13 protein-coding genes are annotated in these 14,216 nt (G+C 71.9%); 9 read left to right on the forward strand and 4 right to left on the reverse strand.

From position 1 onward, the window contains the following. The first annotated feature begins 130 nt into the window (after nt 1-130). On the forward strand, nt 131-979 hold the full coding sequence (locus NE236_RS05045) for an SGNH/GDSL hydrolase family protein (RefSeq protein WP_252840619.1): 849 nt from the start codon (nt 131-133) through the stop codon (nt 977-979). 12 nt (nt 980-991) lie between these two features. On the opposite strand, the gene NE236_RS05050 is transcribed toward NE236_RS05045, so the two are convergent. Next, nucleotides 992-1,579: a class I SAM-dependent methyltransferase gene (locus NE236_RS05050; RefSeq protein WP_252841138.1), complete on the reverse strand. Its 588-nt coding sequence runs from the start codon at nt 1,577-1,579 to the stop codon at nt 992-994. A gap of 146 nt (nt 1,580-1,725) precedes the next feature. Here NE236_RS05050 and NE236_RS05055 point away from each other — a divergent pair, with 146 nt between their 5' ends. From NE236_RS05055 to NE236_RS05075, 5 genes are all read left to right on the forward strand, one after another. Further along, nucleotides 1,726-2,607: a sugar phosphate isomerase/epimerase family protein gene (locus NE236_RS05055; protein ID WP_372494243.1), complete on the forward strand. Its 882-nt coding sequence runs from the start codon at nt 1,726-1,728 to the stop codon at nt 2,605-2,607. Nucleotides 2,608-2,791: 184 nt separating this feature from the next. Continuing rightward, complete coding sequence (locus NE236_RS05060; RefSeq protein WP_252840621.1) at nt 2,792-3,376, forward strand: TetR/AcrR family transcriptional regulator; 585 nt, start codon at nt 2,792-2,794, stop codon at nt 3,374-3,376. A 60-nt stretch (nt 3,377-3,436) separates the two neighbouring features. Next, complete coding sequence (locus NE236_RS05065) at nt 3,437-4,162, forward strand: ABC transporter ATP-binding protein (RefSeq protein ID WP_252840622.1); 726 nt, start codon at nt 3,437-3,439, stop codon at nt 4,160-4,162. Continuing rightward, nucleotides 4,159-4,893 carry an ABC transporter permease gene (locus NE236_RS05070; protein WP_252840623.1) on the forward strand — a complete coding sequence of 245 codons (735 nt, stop codon included), beginning with the start codon at nt 4,159-4,161 and terminating at the stop codon, nt 4,891-4,893. Before NE236_RS05065 ends, NE236_RS05070 begins: the two co-directional genes overlap by 4 nt. Before the next feature lie 104 nt (nt 4,894-4,997). Continuing rightward, nucleotides 4,998-5,924: a proline dehydrogenase family protein gene (locus tag NE236_RS05075; protein ID WP_252840624.1), complete on the forward strand. Its 927-nt coding sequence runs from the start codon at nt 4,998-5,000 to the stop codon at nt 5,922-5,924. A gap of 232 nt (nt 5,925-6,156) precedes the next feature. Here NE236_RS05075 and NE236_RS05080 read toward each other — a convergent pair whose 3' ends face one another. Beyond that, nucleotides 6,157-9,459: a S8 family serine peptidase gene (locus NE236_RS05080; protein WP_252840625.1), complete on the reverse strand. Its 3,303-nt coding sequence runs from the start codon at nt 9,457-9,459 to the stop codon at nt 6,157-6,159. A 241-nt stretch (nt 9,460-9,700) separates the two neighbouring features. Here NE236_RS05080 and proC point away from each other — a divergent pair, with 241 nt between their 5' ends. Together proC and NE236_RS05090 are read left to right on the forward strand one after the other, a co-directional pair. Further along, complete coding sequence (gene proC / locus NE236_RS05085; RefSeq protein WP_252840626.1) at nt 9,701-10,495, forward strand: pyrroline-5-carboxylate reductase; 795 nt, start codon at nt 9,701-9,703, stop codon at nt 10,493-10,495. A gap of 68 nt (nt 10,496-10,563) precedes the next feature. Then, nucleotides 10,564-10,962: a hypothetical protein gene (locus tag NE236_RS05090; protein WP_252840627.1), complete on the forward strand. Its 399-nt coding sequence runs from the start codon at nt 10,564-10,566 to the stop codon at nt 10,960-10,962. Between the two features lie 34 nt (nt 10,963-10,996). On the opposite strand, the gene NE236_RS05095 is transcribed toward NE236_RS05090, so the two are convergent. Then, nucleotides 10,997-11,896 (reverse strand): DNA-3-methyladenine glycosylase family protein, encoded by a 900-nt coding sequence (locus NE236_RS05095; RefSeq protein WP_252840628.1) that lies wholly within the window; start codon nt 11,894-11,896, stop codon nt 10,997-10,999. Between the two features lie 188 nt (nt 11,897-12,084). On the opposite strand from NE236_RS05095, the gene trpS reads away from it, so the two are divergent. After that, nucleotides 12,085-13,068: a tryptophan--tRNA ligase gene (gene trpS, locus NE236_RS05100; RefSeq protein ID WP_252840629.1), complete on the forward strand. Its 984-nt coding sequence runs from the start codon at nt 12,085-12,087 to the stop codon at nt 13,066-13,068. 48 nt (nt 13,069-13,116) lie between these two features. Here trpS and NE236_RS05105 read toward each other — a convergent pair whose 3' ends face one another. After that, nucleotides 13,117-14,124: an alpha/beta hydrolase gene (locus NE236_RS05105; RefSeq protein WP_252840630.1), complete on the reverse strand. Its 1,008-nt coding sequence runs from the start codon at nt 14,122-14,124 to the stop codon at nt 13,117-13,119. Nucleotides 14,125-14,216 lie beyond the last annotated feature (92 nt).

Raw genomic sequence — 14,216 nt, forward strand, 5'->3', positions numbered from 1 at the left:
GCCGCCGACAAATGAGAGTGACCTTGGTGACCGTGGGTGACATAGTAGTCACCGACCGACTTCGGACAAGGGTGTTGACGGAGCCTGTCCGCGAGGTCTTACTGGCGGCAGAGAGGCAGGGGAGGGTGCGATGCGCACGTGGATGGCGCTCGTGTCGTTGGTTCCGGCGCTCGTCATGGGCGGCCCGGCGCGGGCGGCCGCCGGCCGCTACGTCGCGCTCGGCGACTCGTTCACAGCCGGGCCCTTCATCCCGCACCGGCACGGCACCCCGATCGCCTGCCTGCGTTCCGACCACAACTATCCGTCGCTCGTGGCGCGGATGTTCGAGCCCGCCGCCTTCACGGACGTGAGCTGCAGCGGCGCCACGACCGACGACATGACCCGGTCCCAGCCCGTCCTCTTCGGCCACAACGCTCCGCAACTCGACGCCGTGACCCGCGACACCGCGCTGGTGACGATCGGCATCGGCGGCAACGACATCGGCTACAGCCGCATCGTCCTGACCTGCGCGACGCTCAGCATCGCCGAGCCCCAGGGTGCGCCCTGCACGCGGCACTTCGGCGCGACCCTCGACGAGCGGATCGCCGCCACCGCACCCAAGATCGCCGCGCTCCTGCGGGCCGTGCACGCCCGTGCGCCCCGCGCCCGCGTCCTCGTCGTCGGCTATCCACGGATGCTGCCCGCCCGCACCGGATGCTGGCCGACCGTCCCCGCAGCCTCCGGCGACATCCCGTACCTCGACCGGTTCGAGCGGCACCTCAACGCGATGCTCGCCGAGCAGGCCCGGCTCGGCGGCGCGGGCTTCGTCGACGCCTACACCAGCGCCCGGCGCCACGACATGTGCGCCGCCGACCGGTGGGTCGAGGGCATCCTGGTCACCAGCCCGGGCGCGCCGGTCCACCCCAACGCCAAGGGCATGCAGGCCATCGCCGACCGGGTCCTCGCGGTGCTCGGCGCCTCTCGCGTAGCCGCCGACTGATCCGGGTACCAGTCAGTAGTGCCGCCACCATAGGTTGACGGCGTAGTCGACCTCACAGCCCTCGACCTCGCCGAGGAACTCCGCGGCGAGCTCGGCCGGGAACTCGATCTTCAGTACGGCCTCGAGGGCCGCGCGGTCGTCGAACCGCCAGCGAATGCCCAGCGGCGTACGGGAGAACCCATGCCGAGACCAGAACCGCTCGACCGCGTCGGGGTCATAGGACGGCAGCCAGCGCCGGAACCACGTACCGAACGTCGACCGCGTGGCGTCGTTGTCGATGACGAACGCCGCGCCGCCGCGTCGAACGACCCGGCGCAACTCCGCCAGGCCCGGTTCACAGCCCGGCCCGAAGAAGTACGCCCAGCGGGCGTGGACGACGTCGACGGACGCGTCGGGAACGGGGAGCGACTGGGCCGCGCCCACGCGTACGGCGACGTTCGGGACCCCTGCGACGCGGCGGCGGGCGAGCCCGGCCAGGCCGGCGTGCGGTTCGACGCCCACGACCTTCGCCGCGGTCCGCGCGAACGCGGGCAGGTGGAAGCCGGTGCCACAGCCCACGTCGAGCACGACCGCGCCGTCCCACGGCCGGATCTCGCGCATGGCCCGCTCGATCCTGCCGTCCGGGTCGACCGCGCGGTTCTCGAGCTCATAGACCTGGGGACTGCTCCAGATGTTGGGGCTGGCAATGGCTCCGTCGGCGATCACGCCTCCACGGTAGACGCCGGGACGGCTGGCCGGACCAGGCGATGAAACGCATAGGCTTGCCGATTGTGGAAGAAGTCCTCCAGGTCCCCGACGCGCCGATCGTACTGTCCTCGGCCTCGGTCTACCCGGAGAAGACGCCGGCCGCGTTCGACCTCGCCGCGCGCCTCGGGTACGACGGCATCGAGATCATGGTCACCGCCGATCCGGCGAGCCAGGACATCGATGTGCTGCGCAGACTCTCCGACTATCACCAGATCCCGATCACGTCGATCCACGCGCCCTGCCTCCTGCTGACCCAGCGGGTCTGGGGGCGGGAGCCCTGGGGCAAGCTCATGCGCTCCAAGGACGCCGCCGAGAAGCTCGGCGCCGACATCGTCGTGGTCCATCCCCCGTTCCGCTGGCAGCGGGAGTACGCCCGCGAGTTCGAGGAGGGGCTCGCCCGCATGCAGGAGGAGACCGACGTCGTCTTCGCGGTGGAGAACATGTTCCCCGTACGCGCGCGGGCGGCCGAGGTCGGGATGTACTCCCCGCATTGGAACCCCGTCGACCTGCCCTACCCCAACGTCACGGTCGATCTCTCGCACGCCGCCGTGTCCGGGTCCGACCCGCTGGCCATGGCCGACGACCTCGGCGACCGGCTGGCGCACATTCACCTCGCCGACGGCATCGGCATCGTCAACCGCGACGAGCACCTGGTCCCCGGCCGGGGCAACCAGCCGTGCGCGGAGCTGCTGGAGCGCCTGGCCGCCCAGCGCTACACCGGCCAGGTCGTCGTCGAGATCAACACCCGCCGTGCCGTCGACCGCGACCAGCGGGCCGACGACCTCGCCGAGTCGCTGGCGTTCGCCCGCCTGCATCTGGCCGCGGCCGCTCACGCCGGCAGCTGGCAGGTGAACTCCGAGGGCGAGGTCACGCCCTCGTGACCGCGTCGGCGGCCCCGTCGCCCGCACGGTCCGCCCCGAACGGCACCCTGCTCCAAGGGCGCCGCGTCATGGCCGCTTGGCTCGTACGGGCGGCGCCGAACGGCAGCGTGCTCCAAGGGCACCGTGTCGTGTCCGTTTCGCGCGTTCGGGCCGCCCCGGACCGCGCCCGGCTCGCGGGGCGCGGATGACGGCGCCGACGCGCCGTCCGGGGCGCCGTCCGGGGCGGTCCTCGTCGCGGGACGACATCCTGGCGGCGGCGCGCGTGCTGTTCGGCGAGCGCGGCTACGACAAGGCCTCAATCCGGGCGATCGCCCGCGAGGCGGGAGTGGACCCGGCCCTGGTCCACCACTTCTTCGGCGCCAAGGAGGATCTGTTCGCGGCGGCGATGGAGTTCCCCGTCGACCCCGCGATGGTCTTGGGGCAGGTGGTGGACGGACCGAGGGACGAGCTCGGCGAGCGGCTGACCCGGACGTTCCTGCGGATCTGGGAGGATCCGCGGCTGCGACCGCAGTTCGTCGGCATCATCCGCTCCGCCACCACGACCGAGCAGGGCGCCGAGCTGCTCCGGGAGTTCATCTCGACCGCGCTCCTGGCCCGGGCCGGAGACGCGCTCGGCCTGCCGCGCCTGAACATCACCGCGGCCGCGGCCCAGATGGTGGGTGTCGCGATGCTGAGGTACGTCCTGGAGATCGAGCCGATGGCGTCGGCGACCGAGGAGGAGCTCGTGGCGCTGCTCGCGCCGACCCTTCAGTGTTACCTCGGCGGCTGACCCCCGTCACCCTTCGTTTCGCGCCTTGACGGTCCCGTGGCACGCACTTAAATTCAACACATGACGAATTATGCCATCGAGGTCCGGGACCTCCGTGTCGCCCGAGGCGGGCGGGCGGTCCTGCACGACCTGACCTTCGAGGTGCCGCACGGCTCCGTCGTCGGGTTGCTCGGGCCGAGCGGCTGCGGCAAGACCACGCTCATGCGCGCCGTCGTCGGCGTGCAGATCGTCCAGAGCGGCACGGTCACCGTCCTTGGCCGTCCGGCCGGCCACCGCGACCTGCGGCGCCGCGTCGGTTACGCCACCCAGAGCCCTGCCGTCTACGCCGACCTCACCGTCCGGGAGAACCTCCGCTACTTCGCCGCGGTGCTCGGCGCCGACCGGGGCGACGCGGACCGGGTCGCCGAGGAGGTCGGCCTGGGCGGCGCCCGCGACCAGGTCGCCGCCAGCCTGTCCGGTGGTCAGCTGAACCGGGCCAGCCTCGCCGTCGCCCTCCTCGGGCGGCCGGAGCTGCTCGTCTTCGACGAGCCCACCGTCGGGCTGGACCCGGTGCTGCGCGGCGAGCTCTGGGAGCTCTTCCACGAGCTGGCCGGCCGGGGAACGACCCTGCTCGTCTCCAGCCACGTCATGGACGAGGCCGCCCGATGCGAGCGGCTGCTGCTCATGCGGGAGGGGCTGATCATCGCCGACGACACCCCCGACGCGCTGCGCGAGCGCACCGGCGCCGACGACCTCGAACAGGCGTTCCTCAAGGTCATCGAGCAGCGGGGAAAGGTGGCGGCATGAGCCCGGCCATCACGCTCGCGACGGCGCGGCGCATCCTGACCCAGCTGCGCCACGACCATCGCACGCTCGGGCTGATCGTCGGTGTCCCCACGCTGCTGATGATCCTGCTGCGCTACGTACTCGACCGGCCGCAGGCGTTCGACCGGTACGGGCCGATGCTCCTGGCCATCTTCCCCTTCACCGTCATGTTCATCGTCACGAGCATCGCCACCCTGCGGGAGCGGACCAGCGGCACGCTGGAGCGGCTGATGACGATGCCGCTCGGCCGGCTGGACCTGCTCCTCGGGTACGCACTCGCCTTCGGTCTCACCGCCCTCGTTCAGGTGGGGGTCGTCTCCGCCGTCGCGCTCACCTGGCTCGGCCTCGACCTCCGCGGCTCGGTGTGGACGCTCCTCGCGCTGACCCTGTTCGCCGCGCTGCTCGGCGTGGCGCTCGGGCTGCTCGCCAGTGCGTTCGCGCGCACGGAGTTCCAGGCGGTCCAGTTCATGCCGGCGTTCGTCCTGCCGCAGCTTCTGCTGGCCGGGCTGTTCGTGCCGCGCGACCAGATGTCCACGGCGCTGCGGTGGATCGCCGACGCGCTGCCGCTGTCGTACCTCGTCGAGGCGATGCGGGAGCTGACCGGACAGGCCGGCCTCACCGGCACGCTGCTGCGCGACACCGCGGTCGTCGCCGGCTGCACCGTCCTCGGGCTGCTGCTGGGCGCCGCCACCCTCCGCCGCCGCACGCCCTGACGACCGGCCGGCCCCGGGGGTGATCCACTGTGACCAGGTCGATCGCGGCTGGCATAGCCTGATGGGCGATCGGGACAGTGTGGTCCCTTGGGAGAGGGGGAAGCTTGCTCCGCCAGGCTCTCTTGGCCGCCTCGCGCAGCGGCGGCGTACGCCGGATCGTCGAGACCGCGCCGTACAGCAGAAGCGTCGTTCGCCGGTTCGTCGCGGGGGAGACCTCCGCCGACGTTCTTGAGGGCACCGACCGGCTCATCTCCGATGGGCTGTTGGTGACCATCGACCATCTCGGTGAGGACACCGTCGAGGCCGTCCAGGCCAAGGCCATCACCGCCGAGTACGAACGCCTCCTCGAGCGGATCGCCGAGGCCGGGTACGGCGCCCGCGCCGAGGTGTCCGTCAAGCTCACCGCGCTCGGCCAGCTGCTCGACGACGGCGAGCGCACGGCGCTGGACAACGCCCGGCGCATCTGCGCGGCCGCCCGCAACGCCCGGACGACCGTGACCCTCGACATGGAGGATCACACCACGGTCGACTCCACCCTGCGCATCCTGAAGGAGCTGTGCCAGGACTTCCCCGACACCGGGGCGGTCATCCAGGCGTATCTCCGCCGCGCCGAGGAGTACTGCGCCGACCTCGCCCATGAGGGGTCGCGGGTGCGGCTGTGTAAGGGCGCCTACAACGCCCCCGACTCGGCGGCCTTCACCGGCAAGGACGACGTCGACAAGTCCTACGTCCGGTGCATGCGGGTGCTGATGGCCGGCCGCGGCTACCCGATGCTGGCCACCCACGACCCGCGGCTCATCGAGATCGCCGGTGCGCTCGCCGTGCTGAACGAGCGCACGCCGGACACCTTCGAGTACCAGATGCTGTACGGCATCCGCCCGAACGAGCAGCGGCGCCTGGCCGAGCTCGGCGGGCAGGTCCGCGTCTACATCCCCTACGGCGAGGAGTGGTACGGCTACCTCATGCGGCGGCTGGCCGAGCGGCCCGCCAACGTCGGTTTCTTCCTGAGGTCGCTCGCCTCGAAGTCCTGAGCGGAAAAGGACGAACCGCCCCGGCCGCGTGGGGATAACGCACTTTGGGAGGTGCGGGCAGGGCGGGGCGGTTCGTCGTCCCCGGGCCGGAAGGCCCGGGGCGTCGTGGTGTTCCATTTAGTACTTGCCCGATGGACGGGTTTCGGTTCCCGGTTTGTCGACCGGGACGGTCCGTCTCACCGGTCCGTCGTACGTACGGCGGACCGGATCGGGTTCAACGGATCAGCCGGAATCAGCCGCCGGTGTAGGCGCGGATGATGGTCTGGTCGATCTTTCCGCCGCCGTTGTCGGTGGCCTGGACGCGCAGGGACACGCCCTGGCCCTTCGTGACCTTGGGAAGTTCGGCGGTGTACTTGCCGCCGGTTCCGGTGGTGACGGTGGCGGGTCGCCAGGTCGTGCCGTCGTCGAGGGAGGTCCACAGTTTCAGGCCGTCGGCCTTGGCGGTGGTGGCTCCCTTGACGCGGGCGACGGTGAAGGTGGCGACCTCGCCGTTCGGGTGGTTGAGCAGGTCCAGCGGCAGCGCGTAGTCCACCGTCAGCAGCGGCACCCGCGTCTCACCCGGCTTCGAGCGGAACGTCCACGTCGTCGACGTCTTCGACGACACGGACAGCGCCTTGGAAGCGTCGACGGTGTAGACGAGCCGGTAGGTGCCCGCCGCGGCCGGCGCGCTGAAGTCGCCGTGCGAAGCGGCGACGGTCCCGGCGAGCCTGTCGCCGGCGTACAGCTTCATCGTGCGAGAGCTGACCTTGCCCCAGTCCTCGTCGTCCGTCAGGCAGTCGAATCCATCCGGCAGGTTCTGCAGGTCGACCAGTTCGACGTGGATGTTCCCGCGGGCCCGGGTGCTCGCGCTGGGGGCGCAGAAACTGGCCGTGGCGCCCGTCGCGGAGTACGGACCCGGCCGGAACGGCTGGCGGACCCATGCGCTCGTGTAGGTCTCCCCGGCGGTGTACTGCCGGATCGGGACCTGCGTCACCCAGCTCGCCTGGCCGAGATCCGGCGGGAAGGCCTCGTCGAGCCACCGCACGCCCCCGACACCGGTGACGTAGTCGGTGCGCGTCGACCCGGCGGGGACCTTGCTCTCCGCCTCGGTCGCCAGGAAGCCGCCCGGGGTGACGCCGTACCGCTTCTCGCCGTCGGGCTTTGACGTGTCGCCGTTCAGGGCGCCGAACCGCTCGTTCACCCGCGCGAGGTCCTTCGCGGCAGCCGTGTAGTTCACCTCGGCCGGGACCTTCGGACCCAGGTCCCGCAGCAGGTCGTAGACGGTCTTGCCGCCGTCGGTCAGCCGGGCGAAGGCGTACGCGCGGAAGGTGCCGGTGCGCACGCCGCCGACCGCCGTGCTGTAGACCATCGGGGACCCGTCGAAGGCGTTCACGCCGCTGCCCCAGACGCCGCCGTCTCCGACGCTGCGCTCCACCTGGAGCCCCTGGGCGGCGCTCGGGTCGATCTTCGCGTCGGCGGCCGACAGCCGTACCGGCCGGGCCTTCGAGGCGTCGAGGGACAGCGTCGTGTCACCGTGCACCGTCAGCTCGGCGTCGCCGGTGAACGCGGACCGCTGCTTGCCCTTCGTGGTGTCGTCCACCGTGCCGAGGACGGCATAGCGGCCGACCGGGACCGTGAGCCGCGCGACTCCGTCGGCGGGGATCTCCACGCCGCCGTCGTACAGATCCGGGTCGTCGAGGTTCACGACCCCGACGTTGCCGCCGAGCGCACCCTCGGGGGTGCCCGGGATGGGGGTGGCCTTGAGCGTCAGCGTGTGCGTCTCCGGTTCGGCGACCACGCCGACCGGGACCCGCAGCGCCACCCCGGACGCCGTCGCGGTGACGGCGCCGCTGTAGCCCCCCGCCGTCGTCAGGACGCGCGGGTCGAGCGTCAGCGTCACGGAGGCGGAACCGCCTGCCGGGACGCTCACCGTGGCGGGGAGACCGATGCCCTTCACGGCCTTGCCGGCCGGGGAGGCCAGCTGGGCCGCGAGCTTGAGCGTGGCGGCGGCGGACCCGCTGTTCGTCCAGCTCAGCCGCTGGGTGAGCGCCTTGGTCGACCCGCGCGGAACCGAGCCGAACGCGACGGTCGGCTGGTCGCCGACCACGGTCGCCCGTGAGGCGACGCCGACGTCGAGGCGGCCGGCGCCGACCTGGTAGACGGTCCCCGGTGCCTGGTGCGCCGTGGTGACCAGCGTCGCCTTGAGCCGCGCCGGCGTCCAGGACGGGTGCTTCTGGAGGAGATCGGCGGCCGCCCCCGCGACGTGCGGAGTGGCCATGGACGTGCCGCTGGCGGAGGTGTACCGCGCGTCGATGACGGTCCCCATCGCGGTGCCCTTGGCGCGGGCGGCGATGACGTCGACGCCCGGTGCGGAGATCTCCGGTTTCATCACCGGGCCGCCACGGCTGGAGAAGTCGGCGACCTTGTCGGCACCGTCCACGGCTCCGACGGTCAGCGCGGAGGGGGCGATGCCCGGCGTCTCGATGCTGGCCGGGGAGGGGCCGCTGTTGCCGGCAGCGATCACGAAGAGCGTCTTGTTCTTGGCGGTGAGCGTCTCGACGGCCTTGGCCGCCGGGTCGTTCGCCGGGTCCTCGCTGTAGCCGCCCAGGCTCATGCTGACGATCCGCGCCTTGCCGGACGCCCACTCCATTCCGGCGATGACGTCGGAGTCCCGGCCGCCGCCGTCGTCGCCGAGGACCTTGCCGATGAGCAGGTTCGCGTCGGGGGCGACGCCCTTGCGCTCGCCGTTCGCGGACGCCCCGGTGCCCGCGATCGTGGCGGCGACGTGGGTGCCGTGGCCGACGTGGTCGACGGTGTCCTTCGCCTGGCTGAAGTTCTTCTGCTCGGCGATCCGGCCCTTCAGGTCGGGGTGGGTGGCGTCGACGCCGGTGTCGAGGATGGCGACCTTGACGCCCTTGCCGGTCGCACCGGCCTTCCAGGCGGTGGGGGCGCCGATCTGCTGGAGGTTGTGATCGAGCGCCTGGGCGCGGACCTTGCGGTCCAGCCAGATGCGCGTGACGCCCTCGGCCGGTGCGCTGCGCGCGAGTGCCGGTCCGTTGCCCTTGGGCTGGCGCACCGCGGTCGCGCCGATGCTGCTCAGGCTGCGGTGGCCGGAGGCGAGCGCCCGCACGCTCGCTCCGCCACGCACGATGAGCGGCAGCGTGGAGGATCTGGCGTCGTCGTCGCCGTCCTCGATCAACGTCGTGACGTCGAACAGCGCCGGGTCGTAGACCGTCCCGACCCTGGACCGGACGTCCAGCGGGGTGACGCGAATCGTCCCGTCCGGCCGGATGTCCTTGACGAACGGGATCTTCTCCCGGCCCGCGCCCGGCTTCACCGAGACCAGCGAGGGGCGGTTCCTGACGGTCCGTACCTCGACGACGTCCCCGGTGATCAGTGTGACCTTCCACGACCGGTCTGCGGGAAGCCGCGAGGCCGCCGTGGTCTTGGGGGTGGTCGTGGTACGGACGGCGGGCGCGGCGTGCGCGGTGACCGGGACCCCGGCGACCACGGCACCGGCGACGGTGATCGCCACGCCCGCTCTGAGTCTTCTCATCCAACGACTCGATTCTCATGGACAACATCGGTCACAGAGAATTGGTCGCAGGAGCCGGATCCTTTCCGGTGAATTCGGGACGTATCCGGGCGGGTGCGCCGAGTGGTCGATGATCTCCGGTGGTCGCCGTGTCCTCGAAGCGGCAGCCGCGACGCCCTCCGCCCGCGGCCGGGCGGCTGGGAGGGTTCGGACCGGGGTCGTGCGGCTCGGTACGCTCTGGGAGACGGGGAGGCTGACAAAGATGATCGCGATTCTCGGTGCCGGCAAGATGGGCGAGGCACTGCTGTCCGGAGTGCTACGGGCGGGGCGCAAGCCGTCCGAGCTGATGGTGACGACGCGGCGTGAGGAGCGCGGTGCGCTGCTGCGCGAGCGGTACGGCGTCCAGGTGGCCACCAACGCCGAGGCCGCGGCGACCGCGGACACCCTCGTCCTCGCCGTCAAGCCGCAGGACATGGACACGCTGCTCGCGGAGCTGACGGACCACGTCCCGGCCGGGCGACTGGTCATCTCCCTGGCCGCCGGCATCCCGACCGCCTTCATCGAAGAGCGCCTGCCGGAGGACGTCGCGGTCGTCCGCGTCATGTCCAACACGCCCGTCCACGTCGACGAGGCGATGAGCGTGATCTCCGCCGGCACGCACGCGGGCGAGGAGCACCTCAAGCTGACCGAGGAGCTGCTGACCCCGGTCGGCAAGGTGCTGCGCATCCCCGAGTCGCTGCAGGACGCCGCGACCGCGCTGTCCGGCAGCGGCCCGGCGTACTTCTACTACCTCGTCGAGGCGATGGTCGACGCGGGCATCCTGCTCGGCATGCCGCGCGCGGCCGCGCTCGAGATGGTGATCCAGTCCGCGGTCGGTGCGGCGGTCATGCTGCGGGACTCCGGCGACCACCCGGTCATGCTGCGCGAGGCGGTGACCTCGCCCGCGGGCACGACGATCTCCGCCATCCGCGAGCTGGAGCGCCACGGCGTGCGCGCCGCCGTCATCGAGGCCATCGAGGCCGCCCGCGACCGCGGCCGCGAACTCGGCGCTGGCTGAACCCACGAGATCGCGACTTTTTCGGCCGGGTATTGAACCGGAGCGACCTCGCGAACGGTGATTCGGGTATGGGTCTGATACTTCGTCTCCTCGTCGTCGCGGGGCTCGCGGTCGACGCGTACATCCACTTCCACCTGGCCGGGAACATGGGGTCGTCCGGCGGCGGTCTCTCCGAGGGCACGCTCTTCTGGGTCCAGGGGGTCGTCGCCGCGCTCGTCGCCGTGCTGGTGCTGGTCCGCGCGACCCGCCTCACGTACGCGATCGCCTTCCTGGTCGCGGCGAGCGCGCTCGGTGCCGTGCTGCTCTACCGGTACGTCGACGTCGGCCCGCTCGGGCCGCTGCAGAACATGTACGAGCCGGTCTGGTACACCGAGAAGGTCGTCACGACCGTCGCCGAGGCCGTGGCGACCGTCGCGGCCGCACTCGGTCTCTGGCACGTCTCGGCGCGGGAGCGCGTCGGCGGGTGACGCGGTGGGGTGGTACGTCCGAGCGCCTCGTCTGTCAGCGGGTGACGCGGCGGCCCCGGGCGATCTCGGAGGTGTCCGACTCCCGCCGGGCGCGCAGCAGCAGGGCCACCCACGACCGGTAGGGCCGCCAGGCCTCCGCGATCGCCGCCAGCCGCGCCGGACTGGGGTCGTGCAGGCCGTACTCGTGGGCCATCTCGTCGTGCAGCCGGCGTTCCGAGGCGGGGAACACGTCCGGGTGCCCGGCGCCCCGGATGAGGATGAGCTCCGCGGAGAACAGCCCGATGCCGGGGATCTTCTGCAGTTCGACGAGGGCCCGGGCGATCTCCATGCTCCGCAGCCGGTCGGCGTCGAGGTCGCCGTCCAGTGCGGCGCGGGCGATGCCGTGCAGCCGCTCGATCTTGACCGGCGGCAGCCCCGGCACGTCGGTGACGGCCAGCAGCCGCTCCGGAGCGGGGAAGCTCGCGAGCCCGCCGACGTCGTCGCCGAGGCGCTCCGCCATGCGCTGCTTGATGGCGGCCGCCTGGATGATGCGGATGCGGTGCCCGATCACGCTCCAGCAGGCCGCCTCGTACGGCGAGTGGAACAGCACCGGCCGCAGACCTGGATACCGCTGCCGCAGCGCGGCCACGTGCGGGTCGTCGATGGACGCGAAGCCCGTGCCGTCGACGTCCAGCGACAGAATCCGCCGGGCGTGCTCGGCGGCCGGCCCCACGTCGTCGGGGTGCGCGTCGATCTCGGCGAGGACCGTGTCACCCTCCTGCCGGAGCCGCACGCCCACCGGGCGCCACGACGGCGCGGCGGGGAAGGCCAGCGCCAGCGTGCCACGGTGGCGACCCGCGTCCGGCCGCCCCGCCGGCGTGAACCCCTCGAGGAACCGGACACTCGCCGCCAGGGCGAACGGTCCCGAAGCGGCCAGCGTGACAATTTCGCTCATATCTCGATGGTCGCACCGGGGTCCGACGTTTCCGGTGGGTTAAACTGACGACGTGCGAGGACCGCTCAGTAGCAGTTGGTGGGCCGCCTGACGGCGGCCGACCTGTCCTTGCGTTCCATCCAACGGCCGCCGCCTCGGCGGCCGTTTCGCATGCGCCGGCGAGGCGGGCTCTGTTCCAAGGAGTCACCGTGACCCGCGTTCTCAGTCTCTTCACCCCGTCCGGTCGCCCGACCCTCGGCAACCTGCTGGGGGCGCTGCGCCCGTCCGCGCGGCGGCTCACCCCGGACGCGTCCCGTACGGACCACGTGTACGGGATCTCCGACCTGCACGCTCTCACGACCCCGCACGACCCCGCGCTGCTGAACGAGCGAGCGCTGGAGCTCGCCGGGCTGGCCGTCGCCGCCGGGATCGACCCGGCCCGGTGCGTGTTCTTCCGGCAGAGCGCGGTCCCCGCCCACACGGAGCTGTCGTACCTCTTGGAGAGCACCGCCTACTACGGCGAGATGCACAGGATGATCCAGTTCAAGGAGAAGTCCGCGAGCCAGGAGGCCGTACGCCTGTCGCTGCTCACCTATCCGGCGCTGATGGCCGCCGACATCCTGCTCTACCAGGCGACCGAGGTGCCGGTCGGCGCGGATCAGTCCCAGCACGTCGAGCTGACCCGTGACCTGGCCGAGCGCTTCAACCGGCAGTACGGCCCGGTGTTCACGCTGCCGCGTGCGGTGCACCCGGCGACGGCGGCCCGCGTCATGGACCTGGCCGAGCCGTCGCGCAAGATGAGCAAGTCGGTCGACTCCCCAGGGACGATCTACCTGCTCGACCCCGTCGACGTCGTCCGGCGCAAGGTCATGCGGGCGGTCACCGACTCCGGCTCGGAGGTGGCGTACGACCAGGTGCGCAAGCCGGGCGTGTCGAACCTTCTGGACATCCTGTCCGCGTGCACGGACGTGCCGGTCGAGGCACTGTCGTACACCTCGTACGGCGCACTGAAGAGGGACACCACCGAGGCCGTGATCGCGCTGCTCGAGCCGATGCAGAAGCGGTACGGCGCCATCGCCGCCGACCGCGCCGGACTGGAGACGGTCCTGCGCGCCGGGGCGGAGCAGGCCCGCGCCCTGGCCGAGCCGACGCTCGCGGCGGCCAGGAGTGCGATCGGGCTGACCGCCGCTTGAAGGACGTCCGCCGTCCGGCCGCCGTCCGCGCGGCGGCCGGACGGCGCGTCAGGCGGCCTCCGGGACCGACCCGTGGTCGACCGCGCGGCGGATGAAGCGGGCGGCCTCCCGCATCGCCTCGTCGGCCTCGGGGATCAGCCGGTTGAACATCTGGAAGACGTGCATCTGCCCGGGCCAGACCTGGAGCCGGTAGTCGGCTCCCACCTCGGCCAGCACGTCGGCGAACCTCTCCGCCTCGTCCCGCAGCACCTCGATGCCGCCGACCTGGATGAGGAACGGGGGCAGGTCGGCGCTCGCGCAGGTGAGCAGCGACAGTCTTGGATCGGTCCAATCTCCGGCCCCCACGTACAGCCGGCCGAACCGCGTCGCGACGGCCGGGACGATGAAGGGATCGCGGCGCAGCATCGGCGAGGTCGTCGCCAGTTCGCCGGTCAGGTCGATCCAGGGGGAGAAGAGCACGACCCCGCCGGGCGCCGGCAGGTCCGTGCGGCACGCCTCGCCGGCCAGGGCGGCGGCCAGGTGCCCGCCCGAGGAGTCCCCGACCACGGTGATCCGCTCGGGCGGCAGGCCGCGGGCGAGCAGCAGGCGGTACGCGTCCAGGGCGTCCTCGAACGCCGCCGGGAACGGATGCTCGGGAGCCTGCCGGTAGCGCGGCGCGAGCACCGGCATGCCCGTGTCCATGGCAAGGCGGGTGGTGATCACCCGGTGGGTCCGCGGAGAGCAGATCGCGTACGCCCCGCCGTGCAGATAGAGCACCACACCGTGGCTCGTGTCGCCGCCGGGCGGGCGGAGCCACTCGCCCCGGACCGGGCGCCGTATCTCGGGGATCTCCAGGCACGGATCGTTGAGCGGTTCGACGATGACGCGCGGATCGGCGCGCAGGCAGTGCGAGCCCGCGCCCAGGAGGGTGCGCCACAGGCGGATCCCGTTCGGCCCGCCTTTGACGCGGCCGGAGAAGGGCCGGATCCCCAGCCGGACGGCCGTGGCGAGCGCGCGGCTCTGGGAGCTGGGGATCCGTTGGTATGGGGGAAGTTCGGCCTCTTCGACATTGGTCATCGCAACCGCCTCCTGGGCCAGGAGTCACCTACTTAGTTAGATGCCCCACACGTCCGCTTCGTCACGTCACAAACGTGTAGAGTCGGGGCGGT

Source organism: Actinoallomurus purpureus (assembly GCF_024055795.1).
GTDB classification, from domain to species: Bacteria; Actinomycetota; Actinomycetes; order Streptosporangiales; family Streptosporangiaceae; genus Actinoallomurus; species Actinoallomurus purpureus.

Bases quoted from the DNA above. Each gene is read 5' to 3' on its own strand.
- NE236_RS05045 (WP_252840619.1), top strand. From the start codon at position 131: ATGCGCACGTGGATGGCGCTCGTGTCGTTGGTTCCGGCGCTCGTCATG.
- NE236_RS05050 (WP_252841138.1), bottom strand. From the start codon at position 1,579: ATGCGCGAGATCCGGCCGTGGGACGGCGCGGTCGTGCTCGACGTGGGC.
- NE236_RS05055 (WP_372494243.1), top strand. From the start codon at position 1,726: ATGAAACGCATAGGCTTGCCGATTGTGGAAGAAGTCCTCCAGGTCCCC.
- NE236_RS05060 (WP_252840621.1), top strand. From the start codon at position 2,792: ATGACGGCGCCGACGCGCCGTCCGGGGCGCCGTCCGGGGCGGTCCTCG.
- NE236_RS05065 (WP_252840622.1), top strand. From the start codon at position 3,437: ATGACGAATTATGCCATCGAGGTCCGGGACCTCCGTGTCGCCCGAGGC.
- NE236_RS05070 (WP_252840623.1), top strand. From the start codon at position 4,159: ATGAGCCCGGCCATCACGCTCGCGACGGCGCGGCGCATCCTGACCCAG.
- NE236_RS05080 (WP_252840625.1), bottom strand. From the start codon at position 9,459: ATGAGAAGACTCAGAGCGGGCGTGGCGATCACCGTCGCCGGTGCCGTG.
- proC (WP_252840626.1), top strand. From the start codon at position 9,701: ATGATCGCGATTCTCGGTGCCGGCAAGATGGGCGAGGCACTGCTGTCC.
- NE236_RS05090 (WP_252840627.1), top strand. From the start codon at position 10,564: ATGGGTCTGATACTTCGTCTCCTCGTCGTCGCGGGGCTCGCGGTCGAC.
- NE236_RS05095 (WP_252840628.1), bottom strand. From the start codon at position 11,896: ATGAGCGAAATTGTCACGCTGGCCGCTTCGGGACCGTTCGCCCTGGCG.
- NE236_RS05105 (WP_252840630.1), bottom strand. From the start codon at position 14,124: ATGACCAATGTCGAAGAGGCCGAACTTCCCCCATACCAACGGATCCCC.